The following is a 17,154-nucleotide window of genomic DNA, read 5'->3' on the forward strand; positions in this document are numbered from 1 at the left end:
TTTTTGTTACAATGAGAGTGGAAGGGGGGCCTTTATATGGAATCACGCGAGTGGGAACGTATTGTTGATCATCTTCTTTCGCTAGTGCCTCTTTTTTATCGCAAATTTATGCTCCCTGGAGAATTTTCTTCTCAAAGACATATGCCGCCATCACATACACAAGTATTACTGCTTCTGCATGAAAATGGTACATTAGCAGTTTCCGAAATCGGCAAGCGGCTAGCGATTTCAAGGCCTAACATGACACCTCTTTTAAACAAACTGATTCAAGAGGAACTAATAGAGCGTCATTATAGCGAAAAAGATCGACGGGTCATTTTAATTTCCCTAACAACTGAAGGGAAATTGTTAGTAAATCAGTATCAACAATTCATTTTAGACAAATTAAAAGAAAATTTCCAAACATTATCTGAGGAAGAACGTGAAAAGCTCATTCACTCTCTTCAAACCATTCAAAATTTAATTTTGAAAACAAACGCATAAAGCTGCTTCTAAATAGAAGCAGCTTTATGATTCGTAATAATTACCATAGTATACATTTGAATATGGCCATGTCGTTAAATATGGTTTGTGTTCTTGCATAGGCTGTTGTTGTGGTATTTGTGGTATTTGCTGAAATTGTTGCTGTGGGTACCCTCCAAATTGCTGCCTCATATCATTTACTGGATAATAATTTGTATATGGGTATACTCGAGGTACATAGTAATAATACATCCATTCTCTCCCCCTTTTTCTTAAACATATTCAAAGGAGAAAATGAATGTGCCATTCTTTATATTTGCATGAGTGGTTCTCTCACTTTTTTCTTTCTATTCTTCAAACGTAACTTACGGTTCTTTTCATACAAATAATGCACAACAAAATATGAAATTACCCCAAACACAACCCCTAAAATCGTCATTCCAATTAATACATACACTTCACTTTGTAATAACCCCTTTAATATCGTAAAAATGTGACTCGAAAACAAGTCCGATATCGTAAAGGGTTCATGATGTATTTTTTTTACATGAAATGGATAAATCATTTTTCCTAACGCATAAGCAAATGGAAATAAAAATACCGGTAAAAATGATATTTTCCCGATAATATTGCCAATCACCGCAGCAGGAAAAGATCCCTTTGCTAACCTGACGATTGGATAAAATATTAAATAGACGAGCGATGCCGTATATATAACCAACATCTCTAAACCAAAACCAATCGCAAACCCTAACGATACTTTCTTTGCGCCTTCTGGCGACCGAAGCAACTTATAATATTGAAACTTTAACATTCTCCACATCCGCTGAAAAAACGAATATGTTTTCTTAGTTGTTTTCACCCTCATCATCTCTTTAACTATATTTTTTTATCTAGTATGTCCTTACATGATATGAAAAACAAATTTAGTTTACTCTTTTTATTATAAATGATATAAAGACGGTTAACCAAATATACATACGACATTTCAATATAAAAAAGCACACCTCCAGTTATTTATATCTAACAACTGGAGGTGTACATCATTTAGAAAAGCTCTTCTACATTTTTAAATAAACTTACTAATAATGCTTTTTGCGCATGCAGTCGATTACCGGCTTGCTCAAATACGATAGACTGTGGTCCATCTATAATTTCGCCTGTTACTTCTTCTTCACGATGGGCAGGTAAACAGTGTAAGAAACGATACGTTTGCTTCGCATGCTTAACAAGTTCGTTATTGATTTGGTATGGCTGAAATAAAGTATATTTCTCTTCTTCGCCCTCTTGCCCCATGCTCATCCAAACGTCAGTATAAATGAAATCTGCTTCATTCACCGCTAGTTCAGGGTTATGCAAAATTTCAATTTTCGCTCCTGTTTCTTCAGCAATCGTTAACGCTTTTTTTACAATTTCCTCATTTGGTTCATACCCTACAGGCGTTGCAACAGTCATATGCATTCCGACTTTTGCACTCGCTAGCAACAATGAATGACATACATTATTTCCGTCACCTACGTAAGCCAATTTTATTCCTTTAAATGTATTTGTTTCTTCATATATCGTCATGAGGTCTGCCAATGCTTGACAAGGATGATGATCATCCGTTAAACCGTTAATAACAGGAATACTCGATTCTTTTGCAAGCTCTTCTACATCCGCGTGTGAGAATGTACGTATCATAATCCCGTCAATATACTGTGATAATACTTTCGCAGTATCTGAAACGGTTTCTCCTCTTCCCATTTGCATCTCTTTTCCACTTAAAAACATACCATGTCCCCCGAGTTGTACCATTCCCGCTTCAAAAGATACACGAGTACGAGTTGAATGCTTATCAAAAATAAGCCCTAATATTTTGCCTTGTAATAAAGGCTCTTGCTTATTCTTTTTTAAATATATAGCGAACTCAATTAAAGAAATAATTTCTTCTTTCGTTAATTCTTCTAGTGTTAAAAGATCTTTCGTATTTAATTTCGGTACTTGTACAGTTGACATGAAACTTCCCCCTTATATGATTGATACGTTTTTTGTACAAACTACTTTTTTTATTATATATACTGCCTGTTCTAACTCTTCATTCGTGACAATGAGTGGCGGTAATAGTCTTATAACATTAGGGCCTGCTTGTAATACGAGAAGTCCCTCTTTTTCTAGTTGTTCTATAAAACTTGCAACTTCATGCGTACATTCAATTCCAACCATAAGCCCCTTATCACGTATATTTTGAATACATTCGACATGTCGTAATTCCTCTTGCAACTTCTGTAATACGTACTCGCCCTTTTCCTTTACTTCTTTTAAAAACGATGGTTTCTTAGTTATTTGCAATACTTCTTTCGCCGCAGCCATTGCAATATAATTTCCACCAAACGTTGAACCATGTGACCCTGCAGGAAACGATATTCCAAGTTCTTTCCGGCCAATCATTGCTCCAACTGGAATGCCATTTCCAAGCGCCTTAGCGGTAGTAACGATATGAGGTGTTATTCCCATTTGTTCGTAAGCAAATAATGTCCCTGTTCTTCCTATCCCCGTTTGTACTTCGTCTATAATAAATAAGGAACCGAACTTATTACATAATGTTTCAATCTCTTTCAAAAAAGATAGATCAGCAGGTATTACTCCTCCCTCTCCTTGAACAACTTCTACCATTACCGCCGCAACTTCTTCATTCATTACTTCCTCTAATACTTTAATATCGTTAAAAGGGATATGTAAAAAAGATGGAAGTAATGGACCAAATCCTTCTTTTACCTTATCTTGGCCCGTTGCACTCATCGTTCCAAATGTTCTACCGTGAAAAGACTGCTGGCATGTTACGACGAGAGATTTTCCAGTATGCTTACGTGCTAACTTTAAAGCCGCTTCATTTGCCTCTGCCCCACTATTACAGAAAAACACATAATCTAATGCTCTATTTTCTGTTAATAATGACGCAACTTCTTCTTGTAAGCTGTTTGTAAACAGGTTAGATATATGCCATATATCATCAAGTTGCTCTTGTACACCTTTGAGAACAGTAGGGTGACAATGTCCTAAATTACATACGCCAATTCCTGATGTAAAATCTAAATACTCCTTACCTTTATTATCAATAACTTTCGTTCCAGTTCCCTTTACAAACTCAATAGTTCTTCTGCCATACGTTTGAAAAAGATGACTCGTCATGCAATACTCACGCCTTTCGTTACCGTCGTTCCAATACACTCTCCCGTAACCTCAGTAAAATCTTTTGTACCATTCACAATACTTATCTTTTGCACTCCCATTTTTAATGATGCTAGTGCCGCCTGTACTTTCGGAATCATCCCACCTGTAATAACACCTGTTTCTATAAAAGTTGCAATTTCAGATTCATCCGTTTCCTTTACCAAATTCCCTTCATGTAATATTCCATCTACATCCGTAATAAAAACAAGCTCTTTTGCCCCTAACGCGGCCGCAATCCCAGCTGCAGCATTGTCCGCATTTATGTTATAAATTTCATTACCATTTACCCCGATTGGAGCAATAACAGGAATATACCCCATATTTATTAATCCTTTTAATAAGGCTGTTTCTACATAACTTACTTCTCCCACATATCCTATCTCCTCGCTGACAGGTTGAACTTGAAGTAAATTGCCGTCACACCCTGAACAACCTACAGCAAGTAAATTATGCTTTTGTAAATTCATTACGAGTTTTTTATTCGTACTTCCGCATAGCACCATTTGAACAACATCCATAACTTCTTTTGGTGTTACGCGTAATCCATCTCTTTTTTCTACGTTGATGTTACAATCTTTTAATTTGGCATCAATTTCTGGCCCACCACCATGGACAATCACTACTTTATACTTCTGTTGCAATTTCTTTATACATTCAAAAAACACACCATGTAATTGATTCAACATACTACCGCCGCATTTCACTACAATATAATCGCTCATCTTCTCTCTCCTTATGTACGATAACAAGCGTTTATTTTCACATATTCATAGCTTAAGTCACAGCCCCAAGCTGATCCTGTCTCTTCACCTAAGTGTAAGTACACATTAATCACTATTTCATCTTCTTGTAATCTCTCTTTCATTTCTTCTTCAGAAAATATTTGAGGCTCACTATTTTTTAATACCGATATAGATTGAAGAGTGATGTCAATTGTGTTCGGATTAATAGCTACTTCACTTTGTCCAATACTGCTAATAATTCGCCCCCAGTTTGGGTCTTCACCATATATTGCTGTTTTCACAAGACTCGAACCGACTATTTGCTTTGCAATTTTTTTTGCCTCTTCATTCGTTTGAGCTCCTAGCACATTTACTTCTATTAACTTCGTAGCGCCTTCACCATCTTGCGCAATTTTTTTTGCTAAATCTTCACATACCTTCTGTAAAGCAAATACGAAAGTTTCCCAATCTGTATGTTCCATATTTATCGGCCTTGTTTCTGATAATCCACTTGCCATAACGATGACCATATCATTCGTAGAAGTATCTCCATCTACCGTAATTTGATTGAATGTATGATTCGTGATTTGTGATAATGCTGTTTGTAATACGTCATGCTCTATATGAGCGTCTGTCGTAATAAAACTTAGCATCGTTGCCATATTTGGATGAATCATCCCTGAACCTTTCGCAACACCAGCAATCAGCACTTTCTTCCCATCAATCATCATCTCATAGCAAGTTTCTTTCGTTATAAGATCCGTCGTTAAGATTGCTTCAGAAAAAGAATGGGCTTCCCTTTCTTCCTTCGCCGGGATAAGAGTTGCAATTCCCTTTCGGATTATCTCCATCGGCAGCGGAACACCAATTACACCTGTTGAAGCTACTGCAACGTAATTTTCTTTCACTCCAAAATGTTCCGCCCCTAATGCACGCATCTCGTATGTATCTTGTAATCCTTTCATTCCTGTACAAGCATTTGCATTTCCACTATTGACGATAATAGCTTGTAATTTCCCCTCAGTCGCTATACTATCCTTCGTTACTTGCAAGGGTGCTGCTTGTATTTGATTCGTTGTATACACAGCGGCACATGATGCTGGTACATCACAAACGATGGCACCTAAATCCTTTTTCTCCTTTTTCAAACCATTTGCAGTACCAATTGCCGAAAAGCCTTTCGGCGTTACAATTGAACCATTTTCTAATTTTGTAATAGACGCTACTTTAATCATCATGTCCCCCTTATAGATAAAGCGGCATATGTTGTAAACCTGTTGTCTCTTCTAGTCCCGCTATTATATTTGCATTTTGAATCGCTTGCCCAGCCGCACCTTTCATCATATTGTCTATAACAGAAACGACTGTCACTCTTCCTGTTCTTTCATCGTAAGCTATCCCCATATCACAATAATTTGAGCCCCTCACTTCTTTCGGACTTGGAAACTCTCCTTGCGTACGAATTCGAATGAAAGGCTCTTGTTCATACGTTTCTTCATATAATTTTTGAAGTTGTTCTATTTCCATTTCTCGTTTTACTTTCGCATAAAGTGTAACCATAATTCCCCGTGATATCGGTATTAAATGTGTACTAAACGTGATTGGCTTCGTTTCCCTATTCCACTCCGCAAGCATTTGCTCAATCTCAGGAACGTGTTGATGCTCATTTACTTTATAAATACGCAAGTTATCGTATAACTCAGGAAAGTGAGTCATTGTTGTTGGCGTTTTGCCTGCTCCAGATACTCCTGATTTCGCATCAATAATAATGGAATTTTCTTCAATTATGTCGCTACGAACTAATGGCAATGTCGCTAATAATGCAGCTGTAGCAAAGCATCCCGGATTTGCAATTAAATTTGCCTTTTGAACCTCGGACCTTTTCCATTCACTTAGCCCATATACAGCTTTACTAAGAACTCCTTCTTTTGCAGCTGTCCTTTTATACCACTGTTCATATATGAAAGGATCTTTCATACGAAAGTCTCCAGATAAGTCAATTACTTTTAAACCTACTGCTAATAATTTTGGAGTTAGCTCCGCTGATACTCCTGCCGGGGTTGCCAAAAACACAATTTCTGCTTCTTTCACTATTTCCCCCGCATCAATTTCTTGTAACGTATGAACAAGAACATTTTGAAAATGCGGATATACATTTGTTATACACTCGCCAACTTGGGAAAAAGAATGAAGAGATGCTATCGAAAAATATGGATGTTGCTCTAATAACCGAATTAACTCAATACCTCCATACCCAGTTGCTCCAATAATCGCGACTTTCATATGCTCCTCCTCATATCGATTCTTTAAATTAAGTATGATTATAATATTGTATATTTATAGAGTCAATTAAATATTTATAAATTTTACAAACTTAAAAAACTTAATTTTACTAGAAAAATAATATACACCACTGAATTTTTATACAAAAATAGTGCATAGTAGTTTTTTTGTTTCACTTCAAGTACAATAAAACAATACATACGTACATACAGGCGGGGAAAACATGAATGAAAAATTAATTGAGAAAATGATTATAAAAAGTTTTCAGCAATATCAATGTAATCCTATGTCAAATGAGGATCAGGAAATGCTTATTAAACATATTCAAACGATCATTCATTCAAATACTAAAATTGATGTATACGAGGCAGTTGAGGATATCGTTTACGATTATGTGACTGGAAAATAAAGTGAAACTTTAATCAGTGGGGGTTTTCTTCATCCCCCACTGATTATTAGTTGAACCAATCGGACTTTTATGGGCAGTTGATCCCCCACCTAACTTCTTTGCTTTCGCTGAATTTTGAGGGGGGGTCTTACTGCCCATTAAAGCGGGGTAAAAAAATAGGAGATTTCCATATGGAAATCTCCTATTTTTTACTTAATGATTTACCTGCAACACGCTCAAATAAACCTGGGAATAAAGCATAAAGTTTCGGACCAATGCCCATCCATTTCGGTAAGTTTACTTCACGCTTTTTCGTTTGCATCGATTTTACAATTTGCTCTGCTACATATGTTGGTTTTAACATGTATCGTCCCATATTTTTCACATATGTACCGGATTGATCAGCTATTTCAAAAAAGTTTGTATCTATCGGACCTGGATTAATCGCTGTTACGAAAACATTCGTACTAGACAACTCCATGCGTAAACTATTCGTAAATCCTAATACTGCATGTTTCGTCGCTGCATATGCACTCGATTTCGGCGTTGCAATTTTCCCAGCAAGTGAAGCAATATTAATAATATGTCCTTCGTTTCTTTTCACCATATAAGGTAGTACCGCTTTCGTACAAGCTACTAATCCAAATACATTTACTTGGAACATATCTTTCACTTCATCCATTGACGCATCTTCAAACGTTTTAAAAATACCAAATCCCGCATTGTTTACTAATATATCAATACGTCCTACCTCTTGTAATACTTTTGAAAAAACAGATTTTACCCCCGTCTCTTCACTTACATCTAATACATAATAATAGCAAGGCGTATTATAAGTTTCTTTAATTTTGTCTACTAATGCTTTTAATTTCTCTTCTGTTCTAGCCATTAATACTGGAGTCGCCCCTTGCTCTGCAACCTGCATTGCAACTTGCTCTCCAATTCCACTAGAAGCACCTGTAATGACGATTACTTTATTTTGTAAACGTCCCGTCATTGCTGTCACCTACTTTGCATAATAAATCAATTGTTGCGAAGATTCATCAATCATCACTTGTTGATTATATGCTAAAAAGTCTAATTGTCCAACCGTTTCTGAAATAGTAAGTGGTAATTGTTCCTTATACAATACCGGAAATAGTTTTACACATACTTCAAATGCTGTCATTGGTTTTTCCTTTAATAACTCAAGCACTTTAAATGCACGTGTTTCTTGCTTTTGTAATCTCGTTTCAATAAGTTGCTTCACATTGAGAACATCTTCTCCATGTCCTGATAAAATGCGCGAAATATTCATTTCACTTAAACGCTTTAACGTTTGATTATATTGTAACAATGGGCGCGCCCTTTCTGTTTGTCCTTCATATGGTGGTTCTAATATTGGATTCGAAGAAATATGACTAATGAGAGCATCCCCTCCAATTAGTATTCCATCAGATTCTCTATATAATGAAATATGAGTGGAAGCATGACCTGGTGTTTCAATTACTGTAAACCCAGGCATTGAATCAATACGATCTCCCTCTCTCACAGTATGCGTTAACGATCTATTACAAGAATATTTCAGTGTCCTTGTCGTCAATAACGCCTCGTCTTTCAAAAATGCTGCTGGAACACCAAATTGTAAAGCCGTCTCTCTAAAAAACTCATGATATCGCTTTAAAAATTCTGGATTTTGCGTGATCCACGGCTCATTCCAAGGGTGTCCAATAATGTTCGTCTTCTCAGAAAATATATTTAAAAGCCCACAATGATCCGCATGATGATGCGTAATAACTACTGTTTTAATATCTTCTATCGTATATCCTAATGTACCTAATTGACTTTCTAACGCATTTCTTGCCTCTTCTGTATTCGTCCCTGTATCAATTAATGTTAATGTCTCCCCCTCAACTAAAAACACATTCACAGTTTCAACTGCAAATGGCACAGGAATCTCCATTCGATGAATCGCCGTCATGCTTAGCCCCCCTGTCTCTTTCCGGTTCAAAAATGAATACTTCTTCAGTTTACAACTTCTATATATATTTGTCATTATTTTCAGACAAAAAGAGGTGTTTCCTATTTAAAAACGAATGTATGTACATTTATAAGAATTTCTAACCAAATTTAAAGGAGGAACATCATGTCTATTCAAAACATTTCCTTTCTCGGTGCAGGCTCTATTGCTGAAGCGATTATTGGTGGCTTATTACATGCAAATGTTGTGAAAGGCGAACAAATTACTGTAAGTAATCGTTCTAACGAGGCAAGGTTACAGGAGCTACATAACAAATATGGTGTCAAAGGTACACATAATAAAAAAGAACTACTTACTAATACAAATATTCTGTTTCTAGCAATGAAGCCAAAAGATGTCGCAGAAGCGCTTACCCCTTTTAAAGAAGACATACATAATAACCTGCTTATTATTTCGTTATTAGCAGGTGTTTCTACTCACTCGATTAGAGACCTACTTGAAAAAGACATTCCGATTATTCGTGCCATGCCCAATACATCTGCAGCTATTTTAAAATCAGCTACTGCTATCTCACCTTCAAAACATGCAACAAAAGAACATATTCAAACTGCCATAGCTTTATTTGAAACGATTGGTCTCGTCTCTGTTGTAGAGGAAGAAGATATGCATGCTGTCACTGCATTATCTGGAAGTGGGCCTGCTTATATTTATTACGTAGTAGAAGCGATGGAAGAAGCTGCAAAAAAAATCGGTTTAAAAGAAGATGTTGCAAAGTCACTTATTCTCCAAACGATGATTGGTGCTGCCGAAATGCTAAAAGCAAGTGAAAAACACCCGTCTATTTTGCGAAAGGAAATTACCTCTCCTGGTGGAACGACCGAAGCGGGCATTGAAGTATTACAAGAACACCAATTTCAACAAGCGCTTATTTCTTGTATTACACAGGCAGCGCAACGATCACATAATCTTGGGAAAACGTTAGAACAATTAACAAAAGGAAACTAAAAAATGGAGCTCAATCTTACTTGAGCTCCATTTTTTATAAACATATATTTTTAGTTATTCGTCTTCCCAAAAATCTCTTCTTGCAGACGGCGACCAGTCGGTGTTGCTGCAAGTCCACCTTCAGCTGTTTCACGAAGTGCTACTGGCATCGTTTGTCCGATTCTAAACATCGCCTCAATTACTTCATCACATGGAATAGTACTCGTTACACCAGCTAATGCTAAATCAGCTGAAATCATCGCATTTGCAGCTCCTGCTGCATTACGTTTTACGCAAGGTACTTCTACAAGTCCTGCAACAGGATCGCATACTAAACCAAGCATGTTCTTTAATGAAATTGCCATCGCTGTAGCTGCTTGCTCTTGTGTTCCACCAGCCATTTCAACTGCAGCTGCAGCTGCCATTCCACTTGCTGAACCAACTTCAGCTTGGCATCCTCCCGCTGCACCAGAAATACAAGCGTTATTCGCAACAACCATACCGAAAGCTCCCGCTGTAAATAAGAATTCAATCATTTCTTCACGTGTAGGCTGCAATTTTTCTCTTAGTGCAAATAGTACACCTGGCACTGTTCCAGCAGAACCTGCTGTTGGTGTTGCACAAATAATTCCCATCGCCGCGTTTACTTCATTTGTTGCAACAGCTTTACTCACTGCGTCCAAAATCGTATCTCCAGATAAGCCTTTTCCGCTCTTCATATACGCCTGAACTTTTACAGCATCTCCACCAGTTAAACCAGTTGGTGATTTCACTCCGCGAATACCACGTTCTACTGCTTGCTCCATCACGACTAAGTTCTTTTCCATACCAGCAATTACTTCTTCACGTGAAATACTTCTTGTTTCCATTTCACATTGAATCATAATTTCTGCGATTTTTACATTTTGTTCTTTAGCTTGCGCCACTAGTTCCGCTGCGTTCCGAAACATGGTGTGTCCCCCCTGCAATTATTCCATAATAGTTACTTGACAAATATTTTGTTGCGCTTTTATTTCTTCAATCACTTCATCTGCTAATATTTCATCTGTTTCGATGACCATAAGCGCTCTTCTTCCTTTTTCTTTACGAGAAACACTCATTGTACTAATGTTAATCTCGTGTTTCGCAAGGATTGAAGCTACTGCTGCAATAGCACCGAAGCGATCGTTATTTACAATAAGTAGTGCTGGACTCGTGCCTGATAATTGAAGATCGAATCCGTTTAATTCTACAACTTCAATTTTACCGCCACCAATTGAGCAAGCAACAACTTCAATTTCTTCCTCACCTTTATACAAACGAATTCTCGCTGTATTTGGATGCGGTGCATTAGCATCTTCTTCAATAAATTCTACTTCGATTTTGCGCTCTTTTGCTATGTCTAGCGCCTCTGGAATACGTAAGTCATCTGTTTCAAACCCTAATATCCCACCGATTAGTGCTACATCCGTACCATGCCCACGATACGTCTTTGCAAATGATCCATATAATGAAATGCTTACTCTTTCTGGTTCATGACGAAACAGCTGGCGAGCAACTTGCCCCATTCTTGCTGCGCCTGCTGTATGTGAACTTGATGGACCAATCATAACTGGACCGATAATATCAAATACTGAGCGATACTTCATCATAACTCCCCCTAAACCTCTATGAAAAAATTTTTTACTATTCTATTAAGCTACCGAATTGGTTGCTTTTCCAGTTGTACTACGAATTTGTTCCGCTATACGAATTGGATCGTTTTTGAATAACAATGAAACAATCTATCCTGAAATAATACTAGTTGTCATATGAAATAAGAAACTTAGCATTACCTTCATTTAAAAATAATATAAGCTAATCCACAATAAAGTCTGGTAGCAATCCAAAGTTTAACACAGAACCACTTACAAGGATAGCATAAACAAGTGAAACTATAATCAGTGGGAGTTTTGTCCATTCCCAATAATTATTAGCCCACAACAATCGTGCTTTTACGAGCAGGTATCTCTCGCCTAAATTCCTCGCATTCGCGAATTTTGAGGTAGAGTCTTACTGCCCATTAAATTGGGATAAATTATAATCTGCCCTCATTATAACTTGTTTTTAATAAAACGCTTACTTTTAATGAATTTTAAAAGTTCTGAATAAAATTCCGTTTTTGCTATTTGTATCATTCGTATGTCGTCTGACTTATATAACAGTTTTTCTAAATAATCGATACTATGTATTTTTATCCTATATCTTCACATCATTAAAAATTTCTGTTTCATCTAATATAAGCATAAAATGATAACAGTTTTATTTTATTTTTTTTAGAAAAAAAAATGGCAACCTCTCGTCGCCATTTTTTCATATCATTATTATCTTTCTACTGGAAATGATTTTAAATCCGTTGCTATTTCTGTATTAGAAAATAGCTCTCTTGCCTCTTTCAATAATTCCTTATACGTATCCCCTTGATAACGAGAACTAATATGAGTCAATATTAATCGTTTTGCATTTGCCTGAAGTGCAATACTCGCAGCTTGCTTAGATGTGGAATGAAAATAATCATACGCTTGTTGTTCATCTTCTGCCGCAAAAGTTGCTTCATGAACTAGTACGTCAGCGTCTTGTGCCAGCTCTCTACTCGCTTCACAAAATCTTGTATCACCTAAAATGGTAATAATTCTTCCTTTTTGAGGTGGGCCGATAAAATCTTGTCCGTTTAGTATCGTACCATTTTCCAATTCAACCACTTCTCCATCTTTTAAACGCTTAAAGAGTGGACCTGGTTTCACACCCATCTCCAGCAATTTATCGACTAAAAGGGCGCCTTGTATATCTTTCTCTATAATACGATACCCAAAACATTCAATACCGTGTGACAATCTTTTCGTTTCCACATGAAATTCATTATCTTCAAACACAGTACCTTCTTCTGTTATCTCAACAATTTCAAGTGGGTATTTTACATGTGTCGTACTTACTGATAATGCTACTTCAATAAATTGTTTAATTCCTTTTGGTCCATACACTGTTAAAGGGGTAGTCCCTCCTTGAAACGAACGGCTTCCTAATAAACCAGGCAATCCAAAAATATGATCACCATGTAAATGCGTAATAAATATTTTTTCAATGCGGCGTGGACGTACTGATGTATGTAATATTTGATGTTGCGTCGCCTCGCCACAATCAAATAACCAAGTTTGTCCTCGTTCTTCTAACAATTGCAAAGCAATTGCTGAAACGTTCCTTCCTTTCGAAGGAACACCTGCACCAGTTCCTAAAAATACAAATTCCACTTTCTTTCCTCCAGCTCTTTATATAATCTACCTTTCATCTTACGGAATGTTATTTCAAATGGCAAATCGAATTTACACAACCAATCATCTAGACAACTATATATCACGAACGTTATACTCAAAAAATTTAGATATTGTTCGTGTTTTATGTTAAAATGATTATATTACATTTTAAGGGAGCGTTTTATTATGAAAGAAGCATTTCGTTTACAAACTGATTTTTCATCTTCATTTGATCGCTGGGTAAGTTCTTTCGTGTCTGATCACCCAGCACAATTAGAATGGACGACTTTGAAAGAGTTAATCCATGAATATACAACAACACATACAAATGATTCGTTACCAACATATATTTCTTCAGCTTTAACATATTATGCACAACGCGTTTCAACTGCAAACAGTTCAGAGATTGTTATTTTTGAAAATGCTACAATCTCATAATCTATAACAAAAAGCACTGTGATCAGTGCTTTTTGTTTATGTTCATTACAATATTTATTTTCCAACCTTATTTCAAAAAAACTCCGCTTATTTCCTACTATATAGCCATCATAAACCTATTTGATTTTTCAAAAAAAAGATATTGACACTATAAATTTACAGTGCTAACATTCAAATTGTAATTGAATATGGTCTCTGTTAGGTGAGGCTCCTGTATAGAGAAACGCTGCTGCCCAAAAATGTCGAGAGACGCCAATGGGTCAACAGGAAAGGTCGGAATGAAGGCCTTTTTTAACGTAGCTGGTTTCAGTACCTATGCTATACAGTGCTAAAACTCAACGAGGGAGAGGTGCGTATATTTTGTCATACACAAAACTGTTTTGATCTATATTTACTAACAGTCTTTGTTGTGGACTCTTTTAACTGCGAATTCAGACCTTTACTCGTTTTGAGTAAAGGTCTTTTTACGTATTATGCACCTTACTATGAAACAAACATAGCATATTCAGAAACTACTAAATTGTACGGAGGTGAGGAACAGTTGGCAATTGATGATTCGGCCCAGATACCCATATGTTTTACGTTAATATTTCATCATGGAGGTAGGAAAGAAACTGTTCCTCCTAATTTTAAATAGTCGAGTAACAGCTTGTTTCCTCCTCCATGAAAAAGGAGGAACTACCGATGTTAAATTTACAAAGACAAGAAACGACACATTCATACGATCAAGATTGTATGAAAACAAATAACAAATTATTAGTGGAAGCCGCAACGCAGGATACAAACAAAGCGTTACAACTTTTAGAAACAACAGAAAATGGACTCTCTAAAGAAGAAGCGTCTCGTAGACTTTCTTTATATGGCCTTAATGAAGTAGCTCATAATAAAACATCACCGTGGTACATTCAATTTCTGCTGGCATTTAAAAATCCATTTATTTTTGTTTTATTAGCTCTCGGCGCACTTTCTTTTTTCACAGATGACATACAAGGAACTATTGTCGTATCTGTAATGGTAATGCTAAGTGCAACGATTCGCTTTTTACAAGAATTTCGTTCTCAAAAAGCTGCGGATCAGTTAAAGGCTATGGTTCGAACAACGGCGAGTGTCTTTAGAATAGATAGATTTGTACACGAAACAAAAAATGTAAAGATTTTAAAGCAAACTGATACAACGGAAATTCCAATTGAGGAACTTGTACCTGGCGATATTATCTCACTTTCAGCCGGAGACATTGTTCCAGCTGATGTGCGTATTTTATCGGCTAAAGATTTATTTGTAAATCAGTCTTCTTTAACGGGGGAAGCACTACCTGTAGAAAAGTACGAAAACTGCTATCATACAGAAAATAAACATCTATTACCGAAAAGCACGAAAAAAAATTACAATCCACTCGATATGGAAAATCTTTGCTTCATGGGGACAAATATTGTAAGTGGTAGCGCAAAAGCTGTTGTCGTCTCCACAAGTACTGATACGTATTTCGGCTCTTTAGCAAAAAAAGTAATCGGTAAACGCGTAGAAACAAGCTTTGATAAAGGCGTAAACAAAGTAAGCTGGCTCTTAATTACATTCATGCTTATTATGGCACCTATCGTTCTTCTCATTAACGGATTCACAAAAGGGGATTGGCAAGAAGCTTTCTTCTTCGCTATTGCAATCGCAGTTGGTCTAACACCTGAAATGTTACCAATGATTGTGACTGCTAATTTAGCTAAAGGTGCCGTTAACATGTCTAAACAGAAAGTAATTGTAAAACAGCTGAATTCTATTCAAAACTTAGGTGCTATGAACATTCTTTGTACCGATAAAACAGGAACTTTAACAGAAGATAAAGTTGTACTTGTTCGGCACTTAGATCCTAATGGTAATACATGTAATCGTGTACTACAATTTGCCTATTTAAATAGCTTCTATCAAACAGGATTGAAAAATTTAATAGATAAAGCCGTTATAAAACATACAGAAGAAAATCAAAAATTTGATCCATCCGTTTTTCAAAAACTAGATGAAATTCCATTTGATTTTGCTCGCCGGCGTATGTCTGTCATCGTGAAAGATATTTCAGGTGAACATACAATGGTTTGTAAAGGGGCAGTAGAAGAAATTTTATCTATTTGTAACTACACTGAAGTAGATGGCAAAGTTGTTTCTCTTACCGATGACATGCGCGTAAATGTAAAACAACTAAGTGAGACATTAAATAGTGAAGGTATGCGTGTTATTGCTGTAGCTTATAAAAAAGATAGACCAATACATGATACAGAGTACGCGGTACAAGATGAAAATGATATGATTCTCGCTGGATATATTGGCTTTTTAGATCCACCGAAACCATCTGCCGCTACTGCCATTCAAGCATTACAGAAGCATGGAGTACAAGTGAAAATTTTAACTGGCGATAACGAAATCGTGACAAGAAAAGTTTGCAAAGAAGTTGGATTAAATATCGGTGAGCCTGTCCTTGGTTACGAAATCGATTCTTTACCTGATAAAGCATTAGCAAAATTAGCCGAAGAAACAACTGTATTCGCTAAACTAAATCCAATGCAAAAATCTCGCATTATACGAGTATTACAAGGAAACGGACACACTGTAGGTTATATGGGAGATGGCATTAACGATGCCGTAGCGTTACGTGAAGCTGATGTTGGCATATCTGTTGATACTGCTACCGATATTGCAAAAGAGTCTTCCGACATTATTTTACTTGAAAAAAGTTTAACGATATTAGAAGCAGGTATTTTAGAAGGACGCACTACATTCGGAAATATTTTAAAGTATATTAAAATGACAGCTAGCTCTAACTTTGGAAATGTATTTAGTGTGTTGGTAGCAAGTGCTTTCATTCCCTTCTTGCCGATGCTTGCCATTCACCTTTTAATTCAAAACTTGCTTTATGATATTTCACAACTTTCTATTCCATGGGACAAAATGGATAAAGAATTTTTAGAAAAACCAAGAAAATGGGATACTGCCAACTTACGAAACTTCATTATTTGCATCGGTCCCATTAGTTCCATATTTGATATCATCACATATGTAGTCATGTGGAACGTCTTCGGCGCAAATACAGCTAGCGAACAATCATTATTCCAATCTGGTTGGTTTGTCGTTGGATTACTAACACAAACTTTAATTGTTCACATGATACGAACACAGAAGATTCCGTTTATTCAAAGTACTGCATCAGTACCGGTTCTTTCATTAACCGCTTGTATTATGGCAATCGGAATTTACATTCCATTCTCGCCACTTGGAGCAGCCGTTGGATTACAAGCATTACCACTTAGCTATTTCCCTTGGTTAGTAGGAATACTATTAGGCTATGCTTTCTTAACACAGTTCCTAAAAAAAATTTATATTAAAAAGTTTCATAGCTGGTTATAAAAATGAGAATGAGCGGGTGCTTCCCGCTCATTCTCAAAAACATAA

The 17,154-nt window shown here is 36.5% G+C and carries 17 protein-coding genes, 1 pseudogene and 1 riboswitch; of the genes and pseudogenes, 5 read left to right on the plus strand and 13 right to left on the minus strand.

Going from position 1 to position 17,154, the window contains the following annotated elements; genetic code table 11:
• Positions 1-36: 36 nt before the first annotated feature.
• Entirely contained in the window at positions 37-483 is a 447-nt protein-coding gene (locus EKQ63_RS21920) for a MarR family winged helix-turn-helix transcriptional regulator (RefSeq protein ID WP_000445823.1), read from the plus strand.
• Between the two features lie 24 nt (positions 484-507).
• Here EKQ63_RS21920 and EKQ63_RS21925 read toward each other — a convergent pair whose 3' ends face one another.
• The 7 genes from EKQ63_RS21925 to argC all read right to left on the minus strand — a co-directional run bounded on the left by EKQ63_RS21925 (position 508) and on the right by argC (position 6,680).
• The gene (locus tag EKQ63_RS21925) at positions 508-714 is read right to left on the minus strand and encodes a hypothetical protein (protein WP_087996443.1); all 207 of its coding nucleotides are present in this window, start codon (positions 712-714) and stop codon (positions 508-510) included.
• A 58-nt stretch (positions 715-772) separates the two neighbouring features.
• Positions 773-1,333, minus strand: coding sequence for a DUF2062 domain-containing protein (locus tag EKQ63_RS21930; RefSeq protein ID WP_087954354.1), 561 nt, complete (start codon positions 1,331-1,333; stop codon positions 773-775).
• A gap of 176 nt (positions 1,334-1,509) precedes the next feature.
• Positions 1,510-2,460, minus strand: coding sequence for an ornithine carbamoyltransferase (gene argF, locus EKQ63_RS21935; RefSeq protein WP_087954353.1), 951 nt, complete (start codon positions 2,458-2,460; stop codon positions 1,510-1,512).
• A 12-nt stretch (positions 2,461-2,472) separates the two neighbouring features.
• On the minus strand, positions 2,473-3,633 hold the full coding sequence (locus tag EKQ63_RS21940; protein WP_143881489.1) for an acetylornithine transaminase: 1,161 nt from the start codon (positions 3,631-3,633) through the stop codon (positions 2,473-2,475).
• Complete coding sequence (argB, locus tag EKQ63_RS21945; RefSeq protein ID WP_087954351.1) at positions 3,630-4,397, minus strand: acetylglutamate kinase; 768 nt, start codon at positions 4,395-4,397, stop codon at positions 3,630-3,632. The genes EKQ63_RS21940 and argB overlap by 4 nt, the downstream gene beginning before the upstream one ends.
• A gap of 11 nt (positions 4,398-4,408) precedes the next feature.
• On the minus strand, positions 4,409-5,632 hold the full coding sequence (argJ, locus tag EKQ63_RS21950) for a bifunctional glutamate N-acetyltransferase/amino-acid acetyltransferase ArgJ (protein ID WP_140168684.1): 1,224 nt from the start codon (positions 5,630-5,632) through the stop codon (positions 4,409-4,411).
• A 10-nt stretch (positions 5,633-5,642) separates the two neighbouring features.
• Complete coding sequence (gene argC, locus EKQ63_RS21955; RefSeq protein WP_087954349.1) at positions 5,643-6,680, minus strand: N-acetyl-gamma-glutamyl-phosphate reductase; 1,038 nt, start codon at positions 6,678-6,680, stop codon at positions 5,643-5,645.
• Positions 6,681-6,903: 223 nt separating this feature from the next.
• Here argC and EKQ63_RS21960 point away from each other — a divergent pair, with 223 nt between their 5' ends.
• Positions 6,904-7,089, plus strand: a complete 186-nt coding sequence (locus tag EKQ63_RS21960) for a YqzH family protein (RefSeq protein WP_016086378.1) — start codon at positions 6,904-6,906, stop codon at positions 7,087-7,089.
• A gap of 181 nt (positions 7,090-7,270) precedes the next feature.
• Here EKQ63_RS21960 and EKQ63_RS21965 read toward each other — a convergent pair whose 3' ends face one another.
• Together EKQ63_RS21965 and EKQ63_RS21970 are read right to left on the minus strand one after the other, a co-directional pair.
• Complete coding sequence (locus EKQ63_RS21965) at positions 7,271-8,065, minus strand: SDR family NAD(P)-dependent oxidoreductase (RefSeq protein WP_143881490.1); 795 nt, start codon at positions 8,063-8,065, stop codon at positions 7,271-7,273.
• A gap of 9 nt (positions 8,066-8,074) precedes the next feature.
• Complete coding sequence (locus EKQ63_RS21970) at positions 8,075-9,028, minus strand: MBL fold metallo-hydrolase (protein ID WP_000125139.1); 954 nt, start codon at positions 9,026-9,028, stop codon at positions 8,075-8,077.
• Positions 9,029-9,193: 165 nt separating this feature from the next.
• Here EKQ63_RS21970 and proI point away from each other — a divergent pair, with 165 nt between their 5' ends.
• Positions 9,194-10,033: a pyrroline-5-carboxylate reductase ProI gene (proI, locus tag EKQ63_RS21975; RefSeq protein WP_087996438.1), complete on the plus strand. Its 840-nt coding sequence runs from the start codon at positions 9,194-9,196 to the stop codon at positions 10,031-10,033.
• Positions 10,034-10,083: 50 nt separating this feature from the next.
• Here the strand turns inward: proI and sdaAA are convergent, their stop codons facing one another.
• The 4 genes and pseudogenes from sdaAA to rnz form a co-directional block, all read right to left on the minus strand.
• Entirely contained in the window at positions 10,084-10,962 is an 879-nt protein-coding gene (gene sdaAA / locus EKQ63_RS21980; protein ID WP_000489463.1) for an L-serine ammonia-lyase, iron-sulfur-dependent, subunit alpha, read from the minus strand.
• 18 nt (positions 10,963-10,980) lie between these two features.
• Positions 10,981-11,640, minus strand: coding sequence for an L-serine ammonia-lyase, iron-sulfur-dependent subunit beta (sdaAB, locus tag EKQ63_RS21985; protein ID WP_087954346.1), 660 nt, complete (start codon positions 11,638-11,640; stop codon positions 10,981-10,983).
• Positions 11,641-11,719: 79 nt separating this feature from the next.
• Positions 11,720-11,977 (minus strand): annotated as a pseudogene (locus EKQ63_RS30385) (hypothetical protein).
• 377 nt (positions 11,978-12,354) lie between these two features.
• Positions 12,355-13,278 carry a ribonuclease Z gene (gene rnz, locus EKQ63_RS21990; RefSeq protein ID WP_000397447.1) on the minus strand — a complete coding sequence of 308 codons (924 nt, stop codon included), beginning with the start codon at positions 13,276-13,278 and terminating at the stop codon, positions 12,355-12,357.
• Positions 13,279-13,467: 189 nt separating this feature from the next.
• Here rnz and EKQ63_RS21995 point away from each other — a divergent pair, with 189 nt between their 5' ends.
• Positions 13,468-13,719, plus strand: a complete 252-nt coding sequence (locus EKQ63_RS21995) for a DUF3932 family protein (RefSeq protein WP_000656492.1) — start codon at positions 13,468-13,470, stop codon at positions 13,717-13,719.
• A gap of 187 nt (positions 13,720-13,906) precedes the next feature.
• A riboswitch (M-box (ykoK) riboswitch) is annotated at positions 13,907-14,072 on the plus strand.
• A gap of 331 nt (positions 14,073-14,403) precedes the next feature.
• A complete protein-coding gene (mgtA, locus tag EKQ63_RS22000) occupies positions 14,404-17,109 on the plus strand; it encodes a magnesium-translocating P-type ATPase (RefSeq protein WP_143881491.1) in 2,706 nt (901 codons plus the stop codon).
• Positions 17,110-17,154 lie beyond the last annotated feature (45 nt).

The organism is Bacillus sp. BD59S (genome assembly GCF_007363175.1).
Lineage (GTDB): Bacteria > Bacillota > Bacilli > Bacillales > Bacillaceae_G > Bacillus_A > Bacillus_A pacificus.

What these genes read in the sequence shown, in the direction of transcription:
- EKQ63_RS21930 (WP_087954354.1), bottom strand. Translation starts at nt 1,333, where the DNA reads ATGATGAGGGTGAAAACAACTAAGAAAACATATTCGTTTTTTCAGCGG.
- EKQ63_RS21920 (WP_000445823.1), top strand. Translation starts at nt 37, where the DNA reads ATGGAATCACGCGAGTGGGAACGTATTGTTGATCATCTTCTTTCGCTA.
- EKQ63_RS21970 (WP_000125139.1), bottom strand. Translation starts at nt 9,028, where the DNA reads ATGACGGCGATTCATCGAATGGAGATTCCTGTGCCATTTGCAGTTGAA.
- EKQ63_RS21995 (WP_000656492.1), top strand. Translation starts at nt 13,468, where the DNA reads ATGAAAGAAGCATTTCGTTTACAAACTGATTTTTCATCTTCATTTGAT.
- argJ (WP_140168684.1), bottom strand. Translation starts at nt 5,632, where the DNA reads ATGATTAAAGTAGCGTCTATTACAAAATTAGAAAATGGTTCAATTGTA.
- EKQ63_RS21960 (WP_016086378.1), top strand. Translation starts at nt 6,904, where the DNA reads ATGAATGAAAAATTAATTGAGAAAATGATTATAAAAAGTTTTCAGCAA.
- argC (WP_087954349.1), bottom strand. Translation starts at nt 6,680, where the DNA reads ATGAAAGTCGCGATTATTGGAGCAACTGGGTATGGAGGTATTGAGTTA.
- argF (WP_087954353.1), bottom strand. Translation starts at nt 2,460, where the DNA reads ATGTCAACTGTACAAGTACCGAAATTAAATACGAAAGATCTTTTAACA.
- EKQ63_RS21940 (WP_143881489.1), bottom strand. Translation starts at nt 3,633, where the DNA reads ATGACGAGTCATCTTTTTCAAACGTATGGCAGAAGAACTATTGAGTTT.
- mgtA (WP_143881491.1), top strand. Translation starts at nt 14,404, where the DNA reads ATGTTAAATTTACAAAGACAAGAAACGACACATTCATACGATCAAGAT.
- proI (WP_087996438.1), top strand. Translation starts at nt 9,194, where the DNA reads ATGTCTATTCAAAACATTTCCTTTCTCGGTGCAGGCTCTATTGCTGAA.
- EKQ63_RS21925 (WP_087996443.1), bottom strand. Translation starts at nt 714, where the DNA reads ATGTATTATTACTATGTACCTCGAGTATACCCATATACAAATTATTAT.
- EKQ63_RS21965 (WP_143881490.1), bottom strand. Translation starts at nt 8,065, where the DNA reads ATGACGGGACGTTTACAAAATAAAGTAATCGTCATTACAGGTGCTTCT.
- sdaAA (WP_000489463.1), bottom strand. Translation starts at nt 10,962, where the DNA reads ATGTTTCGGAACGCAGCGGAACTAGTGGCGCAAGCTAAAGAACAAAAT.
- argB (WP_087954351.1), bottom strand. Translation starts at nt 4,397, where the DNA reads ATGAGCGATTATATTGTAGTGAAATGCGGCGGTAGTATGTTGAATCAA.
- sdaAB (WP_087954346.1), bottom strand. Translation starts at nt 11,640, where the DNA reads ATGAAGTATCGCTCAGTATTTGATATTATCGGTCCAGTTATGATTGGT.